This window comes from Halomonas sp. HNIBRBA4712, from assembly GCF_043558675.1.
GTDB lineage: Bacteria > Pseudomonadota > Gammaproteobacteria > Pseudomonadales > Halomonadaceae > Vreelandella.
The window spans coordinates 174,836-193,564 of sequence record NZ_JBIFXR010000002.1 but is presented as its reverse complement, the minus strand read 5'-3'; the positions used below and the strand labels follow the sequence as shown (position 1 = coordinate 193,564).

Genomic DNA, 18,729 nt, shown 5'->3' with positions numbered 1-18,729 from the left:
CGTACCACCAGCGAGTACGGGCCTATGTAACTCAGCTCTCGGGGGTGTTAGCGCTGGTTGGACCTGACCGGGCTTTCCGATAGGAACGCTCATATGAACTGCCGCCTGGCCATGTCGTGACACCGTCCCAAAAACGCCGCAAGGGAGAGTCAGTGCGCGCTTGCCAGCCCTTTTTGAGCCAGCAAACGGATCAGCCGATCTACCACTTCCGGTATACTCAGGCGCGTGGTATCAAGCGTAATGGCATCATCTGCCGGCTTGAGCGGGGCCACGCTGCGCTGCGTGTCGCGTGCATCGCGTGCCTGAATCTCCTTCAAAAGACTCGAGAGACTAGCATCCACGCCGGCGTCCTGCAACTGCTGAAAGCGTCTGCGCGCCCGCTCCTCGGCGCTGGCGGTTAGAAACACCTTCACGGGCGCATCCGGAAATACCACGGTGCCCATGTCACGCCCATCGGCCACGAGCCCCGGCGCCTGGCAGAAATCGCGCTGGCGCTGCAAAAGCCCCTGGCGCACGGCGGGAAGCGAGGCGACCCGGGAGGCGCGCTCGCCGGCCTGCTCGGTTCTGATCGCGCCGGTAACGTCCTCGCCTTCGAGCAGCGTGCGCGGCAAACCCGCTTCAACGGGAAAGGCGACGTCGAGGGTACACGCAAGCCTCTCGAGTGCGGCTTCGTCGTCGAGCGCCACGCCGTGCTTCACCGCCGCCTGAGCGGTCAGCCGGTACAGCGCGCCACTGTCGAGCAGATGCCAGCCGAGCCGTTCGGCGATCAGGCTGCTGATGGTGCCCTTGCCGGCCCCGCCCGGGCCGTCGATCGTGAGTACGGGAATCGAAGTCACTCGCGCTGCTCCTCGGCGCTCATACCGATGCGCTCGAGCAGGTTGAGAAAGCCAGGAAAAGAGGTTGCAACGTTGGCGCAGTCGTTGATGATGATGTCATCGGACGCTCTGAGCGCGGCAACGGCGAAGGCCATGGCGATACGGTGATCGCCCAGGCTCTCCACCTGCCCGCCGGCGTAATTGGCACCCGTATCACTGCCGCGCTGCTGGCCGACGATATCGATGCCATCCTCGACCAGCGTATGCTCCACGCCCAGCACGGCGAGCCCGTCGGCCATCGCCTGAAGGCGGTCGGACTCCTTGACGCGAAGTTCTTCCGCGCCGCGCAGGCGGGTGGTGCCTTCGGCGTTGGCGGCGGCGATGAACAGCGCCGGGAACTCGTCGATCGCCAGCGGCACCTGATCGACGGGAATCTCGATGCCGGATAGCGGCGCGTAGCGAATGCGGATATCCGCCACCGGCTCACCGCCCACTTCGCGCTCGTTCTCGAACGACAAATCGGCGCCCATCAGGGTGAGGATATTGATGACTCCGATGCGGGTCGGGTTCATGCCCACGTGCTCGAGGGTAATGTCTGATCCGGGAGTGATCGCCGCGGCAACCAGAAAGAACGTCGCCGAAGAGATATCGGAAGGCACGTCGATGGGGCCAGCCGTGAGCGTGTGGCCGCCTTCGAGCCAGCAGGTGTCGCCTTCGCGCTGCACCGGGTAGCCGAAGCCGTTGAGCATACGCTCGGTGTGATCGCGGGTCGGTGCCGGCTCGCGCACGCGGGTCTCGCCTTCGGCGTAAAGCCCGGCGAGCAGGAGGCAGGATTTCACCTGGGCGCTGGCCATCGGCATATCGTAATGAATGCCCTTGAGCGCCGCGCCCCCCTTGATGGCGAGCGGCGGGCGCCCGCCTTCGGCAGTTTCGACGCTGGCGCCCATCAGCCGCAGCGGGTCCGCCACGCGGCCCATGGGGCGTTTGGTCAGCGATTCGTCGCCGGTCAATTCGCTGTCGAAGTTTTGGCCTGCCAGAAGACCTGCAAACAGGCGCATGGCAGTGCCGGAGTTGCCCACGTAAAGCGGCCCCGCCGGCGCCTTCAAACCGTGCAGGCCCACGCCGTGAATGGTCACGCGTCCCTGGTGCGGGCCTTCGATGGCCACGCCCATTTCACGAAACGCCTGCAGCGTAGCGAGGCTGTCCTCGCCTTCGAGAAAGCCCTTCACATCGGTGACGCCGTCGGCCAGCGCCCCCAGCATGATCGAACGATGCGACATCGACTTGTCGCCGGGTACGCGCAGGCGCCCCTGCGCCTGGCCGCCGGGTTTGACGCGGTAGGTAACGCGTGCGTGTGACTGCATATGGTATTCCGCCTGATAGCTGGTTTGACTGAGTAGGGTTCCAAAGTAGCGCCGCGCGTGGCTGGCCCGGTCGAAGGTCGCGATCAGCGCGTCGCTGTCGCCGCGCTCGATGGCACCGCGCAGCGTTTTCAGGCCCGCCTCGAAATCGTCGAGCGAGGCCAGCACCGCCTCGCGGTTGGCGATGAAGATGTCGCGCCACATCACCGGGTCGCTGCCGGCGATGCGGGTAAAGTCGCGAAAGCCGCCGGCGGCGTAGCGAAAGATGTCGAGACGCTGGTCCTGGCGCGCCAGGGTATCCACCAGCGAAAACGCCAGCAGGTGCGGCAGGTGGCTGGTGCGCGCCAGCACCTGGTCGTGGCGCTCGACGCTCATCTCGAGCACCTCGGCACCGCAGCTTTGCCACAGCGCATACACCCGGCCGAGCGCCGCCGGGTCGGCGTTGGGTGCCGGCGTAAGAATCACCTTGTGATCGACATAAAGCGCCGGGTTGGCCGCCGCCACGCCGCTCTTCTCGGAGCCGGCGATCGGGTGACCCAGTATCATGCAAGGCGGACATTCGCCGAACACGCGCTCGACGCAGTCGCGAATCACGCCCTTGGTGCTGCCGACATCGGTAATCGCCACATCCGGCGCGGCGCGATGAAGGCCGCTTTTGACGCTTTTGAGCACCGACTCCATCGCCAGCACCGGCACTGCCAGCACCACCAGCGAAACGTCGTCGAGCAGCGCCTCGAGCCGGGTGTCGCCGCCGTCGATCAGGCCACGCTCGATACCGAGGGCGATCTCACTGGCGTCCGGGTCGCAGGCAACGATCTCGCCGCCAAAGCCCCGCTCTCTCAGCGCCGCGGCGAGCGAGCCGCCCATCAGGCCAAGGCCTACGATCAGAATGCGCGATTCGCGGCACGCGCTGCCGCGTTTGCCTGGGGCTCGCTGTTCGCTCACATTACGCCCTGGGGGTAGGAGCCGAGCACGCGCAGTTCGAGCGCGCGCTGCTTGACCTCTTCAAGCACCGAGGCCACGCCAGGCTCGTCGCAGTGGCCCTTGAAGTCGATAAAGAACACGTAATTCCAGGCGCCGGTGCGCGAGGGGCGCGTCTCGATCCGGGTCAGATCGATGCCGTGGCGGTGAAAGGGTTCGAGCAGATCGTGCAGCGCGCCGGGCTGGTTGCGCATTGCCACCACTACCGAGGTCTTGTCCTCGCCGCAGGTAGGTACATCGTCGCTTCCGATGATCAGAAAACGCGTCGAGTTGTCCGGGCGATCCTCGATCTTCTCGGCGATATGGGTCAGCCCGTAGAGTTTGGCCGCCATGTCGCCGGCGATGGCCGCGCTGTGCCACTCGGTCTTGACCAGCTTCGCCGCCTCGGCGTTGGAGGCGACCGGCACGCGCTCGGCGTGAGGAAAGTGGGCGTCGAGCCACTTGCGGCACTGGCCAAAGGATTGCGGGTGCGAATAGATACGGGTGACCTTATCACGGCGGGTGTTTTCACTCACCAGCAGGTGGTGGTGAATGCGCAGCACCACCTCGCCGCAAATCTTGATCGAGGAGTCGATGAAGGTGTCCAGAGTATGGTTGACCACACCCTCGGTGGAGTTTTCCACCGGCACCACGCCGTAGTTGACCGCGCCGGCCTCGACCTCGCGAAACACCTCGTCGATCGCCGCCATCGGCAGGCTCACGGCGCTGTCGCCAAAGTGCTTGAGCGTGGCCTGCTGGGTGAAGGTACCTTCCGGGCCGAGGTACGCCACTTTGATCGGTTTCTCGAGCGCCAGGCACGCGGACATGATTTCGCGAAACAGCCGCGCCATCTCTTCGTCGTCAAGCGGGCCTTCGTTGATCGACATGATCCGGCGCAGCACCTGGGCTTCGCGCTCGGGGCGATAGAACACCGCGTTTTCATCGTCGGCGAGTTTGACGCGGGCGACCTGCTGGGCACAGCGGGCGCGCTCGCTGATCAGGCGCACGATGTCGCCATCGAGCTGGTCGATGCGCTGGCGCAGCTCATCCAGATTGATCGGCGTATCTGACATGGATCCTAGCCCTTTCGTTGTTCGAAATCGTGCATGAAAGCGATCAGCGCGTCGACGGCGGCTTCAGGCACAGCGTTATAGAGACTCGCGCGCATCCCGCCCACGCTACGGTGGCCCTTGAGGTTCAAAAGCCCCGCCGCATCCGCTTCGCGCAAAAACGCCTTATCGAGCGCGCTATCGGCGAGCACGAACGGCACGTTCATGCGCGAGCGGTTACGCTTGGCAATCGGGTTCGAGTAGAAGCTGCTTTCGTCGATGGCGCGGTAGAGTTTCTCCGCCTTGCGCTGGTTCAACGCGTCCATCGCAGCAAGCCCGCCCACGTCGTTTTGCAGCCATTCGAATACCAGCCCGGAGAGATACCAGGCGTAGGTCGGAGGCGTATTGACCATGGAGCCCGCTTCGGCGAGCTTCTGGTAGTCAAAAAGCGACGGCGTGGCGGGCACGGTGCGCCCGAGCAGGTCGTCGCGCACGATCACCAGCGTCAACCCTGCCGGGCCGATGTTCTTTTGCGCCCCGGCGTAGATGATGCCGAAATTCGACACGTCGGTGGGCCCGGAAAGAATGCTCGAAGACATGTCACAAACGAGTGGAATCGCTTCGCCGCCGGCGCGCGTAAGCGCTGGCACGTAGTCGAACTCGAGCCCGCCGATGGTTTCATTGGCGGTGTAATGCAAGTAAGCGGCGTCATCGCTCACCTGGAGGCTTTCGAGCGTCGGCACTTCGGTATGGCCGTTGGTCTCGCTTTCACCGGCCACGTGGCAATCAAAGCCGAGCTCTCTGGCCTCGGCAAGCGCCTTGTTGCCCCAGATCCCGGTCTGGATGAAGTTGGCACGACCACCCTTACCCAGCAGATTCATCGGCAGCATGGCGAACTGCAGGCTTGCCCCGCCCTGCAAAAACAGCACCCGGTAGTTGTCCGGAATGCTCATTAGCGCGCGTAGATCCGCCTCGGCCTTTTCGGCGATGGCGACGAACTCGTCGCTTCGGTGGCTCATCTCCATCACCGAGAGGCCGCGCCCCTGGTAATCGAGCATTTCACGCTGGGCGCGTTCGAGAACGGCGGTGGGCAGGGCCGCCGGCCCCGCGCAAAAGTTATAGTGACGTGTCATCGGCGCTACCCTGCTCTTGCTCGACATTGGCGTCTGCGGCGTTATCGGTGGCACTGGCCTCGGCCTCGAGGTCTTCCGCCTCGGCCAGCATTTCTTCGGGCTCGTCGACGCGCACGGTTTTCACCAGTTTCTCTTCCTTGCCAAGGCGAATCAGCATCACGCCCTGGGTGTTGCGCGAGGTGGTGGAGACCTCCTCGACCCGGGTGCGCACCAGGGTGCCGCGGTCGGTGATCAGCATCATCTCGTCGGCGTCGTAGACCTGCATCGCCGCGACCAGAGAGCCGTTTCGCTCGCTGGTCTGCATGGCGATCACGCCCTGGCCGCCACGGCCGCGCAGCGGAAACTCCTCGAGACGCGTGCGTTTGCCGTAGCCCTTTTCACTCGCGGTGAGAATGTAGATCTGGCCTTCCTCGACGGCGGCTTCGGCCATTGCATCCGGCGCGGCTTCGTCGTCGTTTTCCTGGTCGATCTGCTGGCTCTTGGGAATGATCAGGCTGATCACTTCCGCATCCTCGAGCAGGCGCATACCACGAACGCCGCGGGCGGTACGGCCCATGGCACGCACGTTGGCTTCTTCGAAGCGGATCGCCTTGCCGTTGGAAGAAAGCAGCATGGCGTGATCGGAGCCGGAGGTGATCGCCGCGCCCACCAGGCGGTCGTCCTCTTCAAGGTCGATGGCGATCAGGCCCACCGAGCGCGGCCGCGAGAACTGCTCGAGACTGGTGCGCTTGACCGTGCCCTTGGCGGTGGCGAAGAAGATGTAGTGGTCCGGGTCGTAATCGCGCACCGGCAAAATGGCGTTGACCGCTTCGCCCTCATCAAGCGGCAGCATGTTGACCAGCGGCTTACCCCGCGAGCCGCGGCTGGCGTTGGGCATTTCGTACACCTTGAGCCAGTACACCTTGCCACGGTTGGAGAACAGCAGCACCGTATCGTGGGTCGAGGCGACGAGCAGATGCTCGATGACATCCTCATCCTTCATTGCGGTGGCGGACTTGCCGCGACCGCCGCGGCGCTGGGCCTGGTAGTCGGAAAGCGGCTGGGTCTTGGCGTAGCCGGAGCGCGACACGGTCACCACCATGTCCTCTTCGGCGATCAAATCCTCGATGGAGAGATCCAGGTGGCTCGCCTGGATTTCGGTACGGCGGTCGTCACCGTACTGGTCGCGCACCGCGTGAAGCTCCTCGCGGATGACTTCCATCAGCCGGTCGGCGGAGGCGAGAATTTCGGTCAGCTCGGCGATGCGCTGCAAAATGGTCAGATACTCGTCGAGCAGCTTCTCGGTTTCGAGCCCGGTCAGGCGGTGCAGGCGCAGCTCCAGAATCGCCTGGGCCTGAGCTGGCGAAAGGCGGTACTCGGTGGCCAGGGTGTTGAGGCCGTAACCCTCGTCGAGGTCGTCCGGCTTGCAGGAAGTGGCGCCGGCGCGCTCGAGCATGCCGGTGACCTGACCTGGCTGCCACACTTTATCCAGTAGCTTCTCCTTCGCCTCAGAGGCGTTTGGAGAGGCCTTGATCAGCTCGATCACTTCATCGATGTTGGAGATCGCAACGGTCAGGCCTTCGAGGATATGACCGCGTTCGCGCGCTTTTCTGAGCTCGAACAGGGTACGCCGGGTGACCACTTCGCGGCGGTGGCGAATGAACGCCTCGAGCATCTCTTTCAGGTTCAGCGTACGCGGCTGGCCGTTCTCCAGCGCCACCATGTTGATGCCGAACACGTTCTGAAGCTGGGTCTGAGCGAAGAGGTTGTTGACCACCACCTCGCCGGATTCGCCGCGCTTGATCTCGATGACCACGCGCAAGCCTTCCTTGTCGGACTCGTCGCGAAGCTCGGCGATGCCCTCGATGCGCTTCTCTTTAACGAGCTCGGCTATCTTCTCGATCAGCCGCGCCTTGTTCACCTGGTAAGGCAGCTCGGTGATGATGATGTGATCGCGCCCGGTTTTGTCATCGTGCTCGATGGTGTGCAGCGCGCGCACGTAGATCCGCCCACGCCCGGTGCGGTAGGCATCCAGAATACCCGCGCGGCCGTTGATGATGCCCGCCGTGGGGAAGTCCGGCCCCGGAATGTAGGCCATCAGATCGTCGATGGTCAGCGTGTAGTCGTCGATCAGCGCCAGACAGCCGTCGATCACTTCGCGCATATTGTGCGGCGGAATGTTGGTCGCCATGCCCACGGCGATACCCGATGAGCCGTTGATCAAAAGGTTCGGCACGCGGGTTGGCAGCACGTCCGGAATGCGCTCGGTGCCGTCGTAGTTGTCGACCCAGTCGACGGTGTCCTTCTCGAGATCCGCCAGCAGCTCGTGGGCCAGGCGCGCCATGCGCACCTCGGTGTAACGCATGGCAGCGGCGTTGTCGCCGTCGATCGAGCCGAAGTTACCCTGACCGTCGACCAGCACGTGGCGCATGGAGAAGTGCTGGGCCATACGGACGATGGTGTCGTAGACCGCGCTGTCGCCGTGGGGGTGGTATTTACCGATGACATCGCCGACCACACGCGCCGACTTCTTGTAAGGTTTGTTCCAGTCGTTGCTCAGCTCGTGCATCGCGAACAGCACGCGGCGATGCACCGGCTTCAAACCGTCGCGAACGTCGGGAAGCGCCCGGCCGATAATGACGCTCATCGCATAGTCAAGATACGACTGCTTTAGCTCGTCTTCGATATTGACGGGCAGGATTTCTCTGGCGATGTCACCCATGAAAGTCAGATCCTTTGCACTGCATTGGCACTGCGAGAGTTGAAAGCGCTTGAAGTCCGCCGTGATGGAGCATCAGAGGCGAGCACATACGCCGCTATCATACCACCGAGTGAGCATCATGGGCAGTCAGCAAGCACGCCAACGCGTTGACACAAAAGAACAGTAGCCCCCCACCGGGGCCGAACCAAAGGCGTTAGAAAGGAGTGTCGGGCGCACCAGCCCCTGGCGCATCAAGCCCTGGAAAAAAACCGCTGAGGCACGCCCGAGTCGATTAAAGTGCGACCGCTTCTGCGAACGTCTGCTTATTCACACAGATGCGCTGCATCGTTTCCAGTATCTCACCGTCGATGGCGCTGGCTCTACCGGCCTTCATATCCATCAATACAAAGGTCAGATCCGCCTGGGCGACGACCTTGCCGTCAGCGCGCAGAATGCGGTGGTGGCAAAGCGCGCTGCGCTCGCCTACCTCGATCAGCCCGGTCAGCACGGTGAGATCGTCGTTTTGCACCGCGGCCCGCTTGTAGTCGATATTCAGATTGACCACGACGAAACCGCGGCCGGACTCATGCATCTCGCGGACGAGCCGCGCGTGCTGGTCGAAGTAAGACCAGCGCCCCTCTTCCATGAACTCCAGATAGCGGGCGTTATTGACGTGCCCATAACCGTCCAGGTGATAACCTCTGACGCGGATATGTGCGCGGTTGATCAAAGACGACATGCCGGCTCCTCGTTGACATTGATTTTCGATAGACCCGTTTCCTGTCACCGGGCAACGATAAATATTATTCGGCTAATGATTACACGCGCAATCAAACACAAGTTTGAAACGTACCGGTAAAAACGTACACGAACAACGCGGTTAAGCCCTGGATAAAAGGAGCGAGGCAGGAGGCTGGCAGTCACGACGGCGTTTCGCCATAATGTGCCCCTTTTAAACGGGATTGGTGATATGTGGTTCAAGCACCTGCACTTGTATCGACTCCACGGCGAGACGGCGCCGGACGCCGCGGCCCTGGAACGCGCGCTCGAACCCCACGCGTCAAGACCTCTGGGCGGCGCGGACGCGCGAAAGCTTGGCTGGACCGCGCCAGCGGGTCGGCTCGGCGGCGGCCAGCTGCTCCACGAAATTCAGGGCCACCGCCTTTTGTCGGTACTGCGCCAGGAGCGCCTGCTTCCCGCCTCCGTAGTTAAAGAAGAGCTGGACGAGAAAGTCGCCGATATCGAAGCCGCCGAAGCGCGCAAGGTCTCGCGCAAGGAGAAAACGGCGCTCAAGGAGCAGATCACCGAAGAGCTGATGCCGCGCGCGTTCGTACGCAGCCAGAAGGTCGATCTCTGGTGGGACACTCGGGAAAACCTGATCGGCATCAACGCAAGCTCGCGTAGCCGCTGCGAGGAGATTCTCGATCTCTTACGCGAAAGCCTGGGCAGTCTGAAGGTCACGCCGGTCAGCTCACAGACGCTGCCGATTCGCGCCATGACCACCTGGCTTGGCGACGCCGCGAGCCGCCCTTCTGACATGCAGCTCGGCGACCAGGTCGAGCTCAAGGCCAAGGGCGACGATGGCGTGCTGCGCGCCCGCCAGGTCGATCTCGACAGCGATGAAATCCAGCAGCTGTTGGAAAGCGGCCGCCAGGCAAGCAAGCTGGCGCTCGGCCTGGAAGGTCGGTTGAACCTGGTGCTGCACGACGACCTGGCGCTGAAATCGCTTCGCTTTGGCGATGCGCTGATCGAGGAAGCCGATCACGCCGACGACGGCGACGACGCCCTGGCGAGGCTGGAAACCGACTTCATTCTCATGGCGCAGTCGCTCTCCCAGGACATCAAACGTCTGCTCGAGTGGCTCGGCGGCGAGACGCAAAAAGAGCAGAATGCCGCGCACAGCGCCTGACGCAAGCGGAGCAGCTCGTTGTGCTGCCCCGCTCTCCGACCCGGCTCACGCTAATAAACGGATCGCATGACTGACCAACATCACGTCTCAAACGCCGCCCCGCCCGCCGACCCCTGGGCCGATATTCGCCCCTACATGGATCACGAGGTGAGCGAGGTGCTCTCGCGCCTGTCTCGCGACAGCGAGCTTCTGAACGCGCTGACGCGCTTCAAGCTGCCGCGCCTTGCGCGCTGGTCGCCGGGGCTTGCGCGACTGCTTGCCGGGCGCGCGGTGCGCCGCGAGGTGGCAAGCGTCGCCTCGGTGCGCGATTTTCAGATGCGCATCGCCGGCTACATGGAGCGCATGATCCGCACCACTACCGATGCCTTCGAAGTTGCCGGGCTCGATAAGCTCGATGCCAACAGCGCCTATCTGTTCATCGGCAATCACCGCGACATCTCCCTCGACCCGGCCTTCGTCAACTACGCGCTTTACCAGGCCGGGCGCGACACGGTGCGCATCGCCATCGGCGACAACCTGCTCAAAAAGCCCTACGTCACCGACCTGATGCGTCTGAACAAGAGCTTCATCGTCCCGCGCAGCGCCCGCGGCAAGCGCGCCATGCTAGCGGCCTACCAGCAGCTCTCGGGCTACATTCGCCACTCGATCACCGTGGATAACCACTCGATCTGGATGGCCCAGCGCGAGGGCCGCGCCAAGAACGGCATCGATCGCACCGACCCGGCGATCATCAAGATGCTGACCATGGCCAAGCGCGGCGAACCGGGTGATTTCGTCTTCGGCGAGGCGGTCGCCGAGCTCAAGCTGGTGCCGGTGTCGATCAGCTACGAGTACGACCCCTGCGACGTCCAGAAGGCGCGCGAGCTATCGGACGTCGCCACCAAGGGCGGCTACGATAAAACCGAGTTCGAGGATATCCAGTCGATCGTCGCCGGTATCACCGGCACCAAGGGCCGCGTTCAGCTGCGCTTTGGCCAACCGATCGGCGCAGACATGGCCACGCCCGACGAGGTCGCCGCCGAGATCGACCGCCAGGTGATCGGCGGCTACCGGCTTTTCCCGAGCCACTATCTGGCACTTGAAGCGCTCGGTGAGGCGCCGGAGCTGATCGCGCGCAAGTCGATCACCCGCGAGGACCGCACCCGCTTCAATGAGCGCCTGGCCCAGGTGCCCGACGAGCTCAAGCCGTACTGGCTTGCCCAGTACGCCAATCCGGTCAAGCACAAGGCCGGGCGGCTGCGTCTTTGACAGTACCGAGTTTGCCCTGCGCTTCATGCCGCGCGGGGCAAAAAGTGCTATGGTCCAGGTATATTCAAAACGGTCACGGCCTTGCGCTGGCAAGGCCATAAGGAGCGCATCATGTCCGCATCCGAAATCCAGAAAACCCGTGTGATCAACGAGCTGCGCGGCTTCATTCGCAAGCTATTGCAGGACCCGGAAATTCTCACGCAGTCGCTCAACGTGGCCCGCCAGGAGCTTTCCGAGGGCTCGAGCCCGGCGGTCATGGCGCGCATCGCCAACGAGATCTCCGGCACCACCAGCGTACACATTCCCGAAGACCCCGCCGAGCACTCCGAGGCGGACAAGCTCTTTTTGGAGCTTTTAAAAGAAGTGGTGCAAGAGGAGCAGGCGCTCTACTGAGTAGTCCGGGCCGGCGCATTGATAAAACTCGCTGGCGGCGAAATGGACGAACGACGCTATCGGCGAAGCCCCCTCTTCGCCGAGTTTATTTGTTACAGGCTAATTGGAAGTACCTCAGACCATGTCAAATTCTGCCCCGCGCAATATTCTGGTGACCAGCGCCCTGCCCTACGCCAACGGCGATATTCATCTTGGACACCTGCTTGAATACATTCAGACCGACATCTGGGTGCGTTTTCAGAAAAGCCGGGGCGAGCGCTGTTTTTATGTGTGCGCCGACGACGCTCACGGCACCGCCATCATGCTGCGTGCGGAGCAGGAAGGCATCACGCCCGAGGCGCTGATCGAGCGAGTATCGAACGCCCACCAGGCGGACTTCGCCACCTTCGGCGTGGGCTTTGACAACTACCACTCCACCCACTCTGACGAAAACCGCTACCTCAGCGAGCTGATCTACACCCGCCTGCGCGACAAGGGCCATATCGCCACCCGCGACATCGAGCAGATGTATGACCCGGTCAAGGGGCTCTTCCTGGCGGATCGGTTCATCAAGGGCACTTGCCCGAAGTGCCACGCCGAGGATCAGTACGGCGACAACTGCGAAAAGTGCGGCGCCACCTACACCCCGGCGGAGCTGATCGACCCGGTCTCGGCGATCTCGGGTGCTACGCCGGAAGTCAGAAGTTCGACCCACTACTTCTTCAAGCTGCCGGCATTCAGCGCGTTCCTGAAAGAGTGGATCAACGATGGCCATGTCCAGCCGCAGATTCGCAACAAGCTGATGGAGTGGTTCGAGTCCGGCTTCAACGAGTGGGACATCTCTCGCGACGCGCCCTACTTCGGCTTCGAGATCCCGGACGCCCCGGGCAAGTACTTCTACGTCTGGCTCGATGCGCCGATTGGGTATCTTGCGAGCTTCAAGAACCTGTGCGAGCGCGAAGGCATCGACTTCGACAGCTTCTGGCATAAGGACTCAAGCGCCGAGGTGTACCACTTCATTGGCAAGGACATCGTCTACTTCCACGCCCTGTTCTGGCCGGCGATGCTGCACGGCGCGGAGATGCGCACGCCCACGGCGGTCAACTGCCACGGCTTTTTGACCGTCGACGGCGCCAAAATGTCGAAGTCCCGCGGCACCTTCATCAAGGCCGCCACCTACGCCGAGCACCTGAACCCGGAGTATCTGCGCTACTACTTCGCCGCCAAGCTCAGTGCCGGCGTCGACGATCTCGATTTGAACCTCGAGGACTTCGCCGCCCGGGTCAACGCGGACCTGGTCGGCAAGGTGGTCAATATCGCCAGCCGCTGCGCGGGTTTCGTCAAGAAGCTCGGCGGCGGCACACTTTCTGCGCGCTGCGCAGAGCCCGAGCTCGTTGAGCGCTTCATAAACGCCGGCGACGATATCGCCCGCGATTTCGAGACCCGCGAGTTCGGCCGCGCCATGCGCAAAATCATGGAGCTTGCCGACGATGCCAACACCTACATCGCCGACCAAGCGCCCTGGGCGCTGGCCAAGGAGGAAGGCCGCGAGCAGGACGTTCTCGAGATCTGCTCGGTGGGCATCAACCTGTTCCGTCAGCTGATGGTCTACCTTGCGCCGGTGGTGCCGGCCATGGCCATTGAAGCGCAGCGCTTTCTCCAGCTCGACTCGCTTGATTGGGCGAGCCGCACTCAAGTGCTGACCGACCACGCGATAGAGAAATTCAAGCCGCTGATGACCCGCATCGAGCGCGAGAAGATCGACGCCATGATCGAGGCATCAAAGGAGGATCTGGTGGAAGAGCAGAAACTCAAGGAGACCCCCAAGGGGCCGCTGGCGGATGAGCCGATCGCCCCGGAGATCGGCTTCGACGACTTCGCCAGGGTGGATCTGCGTATTGCGCGGATCGCCAAGGCGCAGTACGTCGAAGGGGCGGACAAGCTCCTGCAACTGACGCTGGATCTCGGCGGCGAGACCCGCAACGTCTTCTCCGGCATCCGCAGCGCCTACTCGCCGGAAGCGCTAGAGGGGCGCCTCACGGTGATGGTCGCCAATCTGGCGCCGCGCAAGATGCGCTTCGGTGTTTCTGAGGGCATGGTGCTGGCCGCCGGCGATGACGAAGGTATCTACCTGATGTCGCCGGATAGCGGCGCCAAACCGGGCCAGCGGGTGATGTAACGTGGTCGCCGAGCAGTTGATCGACGCCATCGATGCGGAGCTTCCCCAGACCCAGTGCACCAAGTGCGGCTTCAACGGCTGCCGGCCCTACGCCGAGGCGATCGTTCAAGGTGAAGCGATCAACCGCTGCCCGCCCGGCGGCGATGAAACGCTAAAAAGGCTGGCCGAGTTGACCGGCCGGCCGGCCATAGCACTTGCCGAGCCGCCCCAGGCGCCTACGCTTGCGGTGATACGCGAAGCCGAGTGCATCGGCTGCACCAAGTGCATCCAGGCCTGCCCGGTGGATGCGATTCTGGGCGCGGCCAAACAGATGCACACGGTGATCGAGGACGAGTGCACCGGCTGCGAACTCTGCGTGGCGCCCTGCCCGGTGGACTGCATCGATCTTGTGCCCCATCCGCAGTGGCAGGCGGCGGAATCCGACCAAGCGCGCGAAGCGTACCTCGAGCATCGCGCCGTCAAGGGGCGCGAGCGCTTTATAGCTCGCAACCAGCGTCTTGCGGACGAGCGCGAAGCCAAACGCGCCCGGCGAGCAGCGCGAGCGGCTCAGCCAGCGCTTGCCAAGCGCGTTGAAAGCGAGGCGGCTCCCGCCCTATCGCCAAGCGCGCTGCGCGCCAACCGGGCGCGCCAGGCGGCAGCGCTCAAGCGCCTTCAACGCAAGTGGGATACGCTAGAAGAGAGCTCCGCGCGCCACGCTCTGAAAGAACAGATCGACCAGCATCGCCGTGAAATAGAAAAGATCGACCTCGCCCTAGGCGAAGCGCAAGGAGCATCACCCAGCGACGACATCAGCGCCACCCGCCGCCATCAAAAGCGCTTGGCGCTCAAGGCCGCCGAGCAGTCCCTGCGCCACGTTCGCCAGCAGCTCGCCCACGCCAAACGCCAGCAGGATAGCGCGGCAGTGGCAAGCGTCCAGGTTCAGCTCGACAAGGCCCAGCAAGTGGTGGACGCCGCCCGCGCCGCGCTCGATTCGGAAACGCCCCAATGAATGCCCAGAAACGCCACGCGATCTTCTCGCGCCTGCGAGCCGAGAACCCGCACCCGACCACCGAGCTCAACTGGAGCACGCCCTTCGAGCTTCTCACCGCCGTGCTGCTCTCCGCCCAGGCGACCGACGTCGGCGTCAACAAGGCGATGGCGAAGCTCTTTCCCGTCGCCAATACGCCAAAGGCGATTCTCGAGCTCGGCCTCGATGGTCTGAAAGAGCACATCAAGACCATCGGGCTTTTCAATACCAAGGCGCAGAACCTGATGAAGACCTGCGCCCTTCTCGTCGAGCGCCACGGCGGCGAGGTGCCCCGAACCCGCGAAGCGCTCGAGGCGCTGCCCGGCGTGGGCCGCAAGACCGCCAACGTGATTCTCAACACCGCCTTTGGCGAGCCGACCATCGCGGTCGATACCCATATCTTTCGCGTCTCGAACCGTACCGGCCTCGCCAAGGGCAAGGATGTAGTCGAGGTAGAGCAGAAGCTCCTGCGCCACGTGCCGCGCGAGTTCAAGCAGGACGCCCATCACTGGCTGATCCTCCACGGGCGCTACACCTGCGTGGCGCGCAAGCCGCGCTGCGGCAGCTGTATCATCGAAGATCTGTGTGAATTCAAGGAGAAGATCGAGCTGTGATCAGCTCGCGGTAGCGCGCTTCCCACTGCGGCCACTCAAGGCCTCGAGTATCGAGCGCCGGCGGTCGGCATTGCGGCTGCGTGAGCCACGCCGTGAGCCGCTCGACGAGCGCCTCTCGGCTGCCATCATAGCGGTAGGCCTCGGGGTAGAGCTCAGGGAAGCATAGCCGGTTCGGCACCAACGGGCGAGCGCCATGCTGGGCGGCTTCGAGCAGCGCGAGCCCCTGAAACTCGTGCCAGGTCGTCGAGACCACGATACCGCCCTCTCTCAAAAGCGCCTGGTAGGCCGTCGTCTCGAGCGGCCCCCAACGTACGATATGCGCACTCAACCGCTCGCGGGCCTGCTCGAAAATCGCCGGCTCGCCGCGAAAGCGCTGGCCTACCACGGCGAGCTCGAAGGCCACCCCGGCATCGCTGAGATCATATAGTGCGGCGAAAAAATCCTCCGGGTTCTTGTCGTGTTCCCAGCGGTGGTTCCAGATAATCCGGTTGATGGCCTTGTTTTCGGCGATGTGCTCGTCGACGGGTGCGTCGAGCGCCATCAGGGGCACCGGCAGCACGCGGGCGCGGGCTCGCAGCGCCTCGAGCGGCTTTGCTGCGGGCAGGTTGTCCGGCATGCGCTTTAGAAACGCCCGCGCGCCGTCGATGAAGGAGTCACGGTTATAGCCGGTGTTGAACACCACCTCGTCGGCGGCAAGTGCCGCGTAGAGGTTCACCATCATCGCCTCGACCGGCGGCGGCTGGTCGCTGGCGCTCGGGTAGGCGAACTGGTTCTCGTGAAAGTAGACGATTTTCTTCGCCCGCCCCAGGTGTGGGAAAAGCCCGACCAGGGTGGTCAGATCCACCATCGAGGTGGCGAGTATCACGTCGAACGTTTGCGCGAGCGTCTCGCGCTCCTTGAGCCACCAGCCGAGCGGATTGCCGCGCACGCGCCAGGCAAAGTGGCACGGCGCCAGGCTCAGCCGCGTCCACTCGAACTCGTCAAAGCGCTCGACGAGCTGATCCGCCCAGTAGCGGTGGCTCACCGCCTCATAAGCCGAGAGTAGCAGTACCCGCATTCAACCTCCTTGTGCCAAACGTTTGCCAAGCCGATACCGACTCCACGGAGGTCCTGGCGAGCAGCCGGATTATACAGGGTCGCCGCCTGATGCCGTTCAGTTAAGCATGGGGTAGCACTCGTGGGAGGGAGCTTCAGCTCGCGACGGGTGGTCAGGCCAAGGCACCTGACGGCGCCATTCGCCGAGCTGTCGGACCACCGCTGAAGCGGCCTCCCACGGTAAACCAGCCAGGCTCAATGGGTGTTGGCGACTGGCATCAGGGCGAGCTCGGCCGTGCGGTCTTGCACCAAGGTCGCCTAGGCGCGGTGCTCGGCACTCCCTAGACTTTCCCGGGCCAGCCCCCTACCCGCTTTCCCTGGAAATTTCGTCATGACCTCAAAGCGCCCACCAACACCCCGCGGAATGCCCGCCCACCAGCGGCTGATCGGGCTATGGCTTGCGCTTGGCGGGCTCAGCCTGCTGGGGGGGACGCTGTTTGCGGTATGGCTCGAAAACCGGCTTGCGCTGGATAGCTGGGAGCGCGCGCTCTTGTGGGCCGGCGCCCTCTCCGGCGGGGCGACGCTGCTGGCAGTGGGGGCTTTGCTGGAGCGCTACCTGGTGCGCCCGCTGCGCACGCTTCACGAAGCGTTTGCCCAACTGCTGGCGGCGCCGGAGGCGCCAATCGCCTCTCCGGGTGGCTGGCTCGAGAGCCTGGCGCCGGATATTTGCCAGATCGCTGTGGGCTGGCGCGAGGATCGTGCGCGGCTCGAAAGCGCTCGCGAGGAGGGCCAGCAAGCGGCGCTGCAGACGCGCCGGGCGCTGGAAACACTGCTTCAGCATTTGCCTACGCCGCTTTTGCTGTTCGACCATCACCGCCGGCTTTTGCTGTTCAACCATGCCGCCGAGGCGTTTTTCGTCTCGCCCTGCCGGCTCGGGCTGGGCAAACGACTGGAAACATTGATGCCGGCCCCTTCGCTCGTAACACGCTTCGATGCGCTCGTAGGCAACGCGGCCGACGCCACCTTCGCTCGCGAGGCGCTGGTGGGGCTGAGCGATCGCACCCTGGCACTCAGCCTTGCGCGCCTACCCGGCGAGTCCGGCGAGGTCGTCATTACGCTCAGGGACGTCACCGGGTTCTGGGAGCGCACGGTAGGCGAGCCCGGTCGTTTGCCTTCGCCAGGTGCGGGCGAGCGGCTGAGCTCGATCTGGTCGAACGCCTTCTGGCAGGCGCTGGACGAGCAGCTCGACCCGAGCCAGGCGCTCATCACACCAATCGGCGTGCCCGGCTGGTTCAAGGGCCACGCGGCGTCGCTGGTGGCGCTGTTCGAGGTATTGATCACTCAGCTCAAGGTCCGGCTGCCCCAGCGCCGCTTCGAAGGCGCGCTGGTCAATAGCGACGACGATGTATGGCTCGCCTTCATCTGGCGCGGTGAGACGATCGATGCGACAACGCTCTCAAACTGGCGCCAGCTTACCATCGAGTCGCTTCCGCTGGCGCCGCGCGTCGAGCGGGTACTTGCGCTGCACCAAAGCCGCCTCTGGAGCGAGCCGGAGCCCGGCGGCGAGTACGCAAGGCTCTGCGTGTCGCTGCCCCACTCGCGACGCCAAAGTGCGCCGGCGCCGGCGAGCGCCCCGCGCCCCGAGTTCCACGACTTTCAGATCGCGCGACTTGATTCGCCCGTTGGACCGCTCGCCGAGCGAGCGCTCGAGGCACTCGATCTGGTCGCCTTCGATACCGAAACCACGGGGCTCGATCTGCGCGGCGGCGATACGCTGTTGAGTTTGGGGGCGTGTCGCATCGTCAACCGGCGGCTGCTGGCAAGTGACGTGTTCGATAGCCTGATCGACCCGGGTCGCCGAATCCCGCCGGCCAGTACCGCCATTCACGGCATAGTTGATGCAGACGTACAGGGCGCGCCGGCGCTTGCCACCGTGCTCGAGCGCTTTCGCCGCTATCGTGGCGACGCGGTGCTTCTGGCCCACAACGCCTCGTTCGACCTGCTCGCGCTAAGCCAGGCCGGCGAACGAGTGGACACCCCGGTGCTGGATACGCTTTTGATCTCCAGGGCGCTGGACGGAGCACTTTTGGATCACGATCTGGATACCCTAATGCAGCGTTACGCAATTGCGGATACTGGGACCAGGCGCCATACCGCTTTAGGGGATGCCCAACTGACGGCAAGAGTCTGGCTTGCACTTCTGCCTCGATTGAAGGCTCGAAACGTCACGACGTTGAAAGCACTTGTCACACTTCAAATGAGCGCTTTGGACGATAGAGATGCAAGTCTTTAGGACTACTGTCAATAGATATTTAAAACGACCTTCAATCAGATCATTTTCTTCGTGATCACTTCCGTGTTTATAGCA

14 protein-coding genes are annotated in these 18,729 nt (G+C 63.5%); 7 read left to right on the top strand and 7 right to left on the bottom strand.

The features are described from left to right. Nucleotides 1–149: 149 nt before the first annotated feature. The 6 genes from cmk to ACGK9R_RS05215 all read right to left on the bottom strand — a co-directional run bounded on the left by cmk (nt 150) and on the right by ACGK9R_RS05215 (nt 8,737). On the bottom strand, nt 150–836 hold the full coding sequence (gene cmk, locus ACGK9R_RS05240) for a (d)CMP kinase (RefSeq protein ID WP_394578929.1): 687 nt from the start codon (nt 834–836) through the stop codon (nt 150–152). Continuing rightward, the gene (locus ACGK9R_RS05235; protein ID WP_394578927.1) at nt 833–3,121 is read right to left on the bottom strand and encodes a bifunctional prephenate dehydrogenase/3-phosphoshikimate 1-carboxyvinyltransferase; all 2,289 of its coding nucleotides are present in this window, start codon (nt 3,119–3,121) and stop codon (nt 833–835) included. Before ACGK9R_RS05235 ends, cmk begins: the two co-directional genes overlap by 4 nt. Next, nucleotides 3,118–4,209: a prephenate dehydratase gene (gene pheA / locus ACGK9R_RS05230; protein ID WP_394578925.1), complete on the bottom strand. Its 1,092-nt coding sequence runs from the start codon at nt 4,207–4,209 to the stop codon at nt 3,118–3,120. Before pheA ends, ACGK9R_RS05235 begins: the two co-directional genes overlap by 4 nt. Nucleotides 4,210–4,214: 5 nt before the next feature. Beyond that, entirely contained in the window at nt 4,215–5,318 is a 1,104-nt protein-coding gene (serC, locus tag ACGK9R_RS05225; protein WP_394578923.1) for a 3-phosphoserine/phosphohydroxythreonine transaminase, read from the bottom strand. Further along, entirely contained in the window at nt 5,302–8,019 is a 2,718-nt protein-coding gene (gyrA, locus tag ACGK9R_RS05220; protein ID WP_394578921.1) for a DNA gyrase subunit A, read from the bottom strand. The genes serC and gyrA overlap by 17 nt, the downstream gene beginning before the upstream one ends. A 271-nt stretch (nt 8,020–8,290) precedes the next feature. Continuing rightward, nucleotides 8,291–8,737 (bottom strand): acyl-CoA thioesterase, encoded by a 447-nt coding sequence (locus ACGK9R_RS05215; RefSeq protein ID WP_394578919.1) that lies wholly within the window; start codon nt 8,735–8,737, stop codon nt 8,291–8,293. 231 nt (nt 8,738–8,968) lie between these two features. On the opposite strand from ACGK9R_RS05215, the gene ACGK9R_RS05210 reads away from it, so the two are divergent. The 6 genes from ACGK9R_RS05210 to nth all read left to right on the top strand — a co-directional run bounded on the left by ACGK9R_RS05210 (nt 8,969) and on the right by nth (nt 15,326). After that, nucleotides 8,969–9,907, top strand: a complete 939-nt coding sequence (locus ACGK9R_RS05210) for a recombination-associated protein RdgC (protein WP_394578918.1) — start codon at nt 8,969–8,971, stop codon at nt 9,905–9,907. A 66-nt stretch (nt 9,908–9,973) separates the two neighbouring features. Then, entirely contained in the window at nt 9,974–11,155 is a 1,182-nt protein-coding gene (locus ACGK9R_RS05205; protein ID WP_394578916.1) for a 1-acyl-sn-glycerol-3-phosphate acyltransferase, read from the top strand. Nucleotides 11,156–11,266: 111 nt separating this feature from the next. Next, nucleotides 11,267–11,548: a hypothetical protein gene (locus tag ACGK9R_RS05200; protein WP_394578914.1), complete on the top strand. Its 282-nt coding sequence runs from the start codon at nt 11,267–11,269 to the stop codon at nt 11,546–11,548. A gap of 121 nt (nt 11,549–11,669) precedes the next feature. After that, on the top strand, nt 11,670–13,706 hold the full coding sequence (gene metG, locus ACGK9R_RS05195; protein ID WP_394578912.1) for a methionine--tRNA ligase: 2,037 nt from the start codon (nt 11,670–11,672) through the stop codon (nt 13,704–13,706). 1 nt (nt 13,707) lies between these two features. After that, on the top strand, nt 13,708–14,694 hold the full coding sequence (locus ACGK9R_RS05190; protein ID WP_394578910.1) for an RnfABCDGE type electron transport complex subunit B: 987 nt from the start codon (nt 13,708–13,710) through the stop codon (nt 14,692–14,694). Then, a complete protein-coding gene (gene nth, locus ACGK9R_RS05185) occupies nt 14,691–15,326 on the top strand; it encodes an endonuclease III (RefSeq protein WP_394578908.1) in 636 nt (211 codons plus the stop codon). Before ACGK9R_RS05190 ends, nth begins: the two co-directional genes overlap by 4 nt. Here nth and ACGK9R_RS05180 read toward each other — a convergent pair. After that, nucleotides 15,304–16,383, bottom strand: coding sequence for a DUF3524 domain-containing protein (locus tag ACGK9R_RS05180; RefSeq protein ID WP_394578906.1), 1,080 nt, complete (start codon nt 16,381–16,383; stop codon nt 15,304–15,306). The two genes, nth and ACGK9R_RS05180, sit on opposite strands and share 23 nt — an antisense overlap. A 369-nt stretch (nt 16,384–16,752) precedes the next feature. On the opposite strand from ACGK9R_RS05180, the gene ACGK9R_RS05175 reads away from it, so the two are divergent. Beyond that, the gene (locus tag ACGK9R_RS05175) at nt 16,753–18,654 is read left to right on the top strand and encodes an exonuclease domain-containing protein (protein ID WP_394578904.1); all 1,902 of its coding nucleotides are present in this window, start codon (nt 16,753–16,755) and stop codon (nt 18,652–18,654) included. Nucleotides 18,655–18,729: the final 75 nt, after the last annotated feature.

Coding starts and splice junctions, on each gene's coding strand:
- gyrA (WP_394578921.1), bottom strand. CDS start 8,019: ATGGGTGACATCGCCAGAGAAATCCTGCCCGTCAATATCGAAGACGAG.
- ACGK9R_RS05175 (WP_394578904.1), top strand. CDS start 16,753: ATGACCTCAAAGCGCCCACCAACACCCCGCGGAATGCCCGCCCACCAG.
- metG (WP_394578912.1), top strand. CDS start 11,670: ATGTCAAATTCTGCCCCGCGCAATATTCTGGTGACCAGCGCCCTGCCC.
- ACGK9R_RS05215 (WP_394578919.1), bottom strand. CDS start 8,737: ATGTCGTCTTTGATCAACCGCGCACATATCCGCGTCAGAGGTTATCAC.
- serC (WP_394578923.1), bottom strand. CDS start 5,318: ATGACACGTCACTATAACTTTTGCGCGGGGCCGGCGGCCCTGCCCACC.
- ACGK9R_RS05205 (WP_394578916.1), top strand. CDS start 9,974: ATGACTGACCAACATCACGTCTCAAACGCCGCCCCGCCCGCCGACCCC.
- ACGK9R_RS05210 (WP_394578918.1), top strand. CDS start 8,969: ATGTGGTTCAAGCACCTGCACTTGTATCGACTCCACGGCGAGACGGCG.
- ACGK9R_RS05180 (WP_394578906.1), bottom strand. CDS start 16,383: ATGCGGGTACTGCTACTCTCGGCTTATGAGGCGGTGAGCCACCGCTAC.
- ACGK9R_RS05200 (WP_394578914.1), top strand. CDS start 11,267: ATGTCCGCATCCGAAATCCAGAAAACCCGTGTGATCAACGAGCTGCGC.
- pheA (WP_394578925.1), bottom strand. CDS start 4,209: ATGTCAGATACGCCGATCAATCTGGATGAGCTGCGCCAGCGCATCGAC.
- nth (WP_394578908.1), top strand. CDS start 14,691: ATGAATGCCCAGAAACGCCACGCGATCTTCTCGCGCCTGCGAGCCGAG.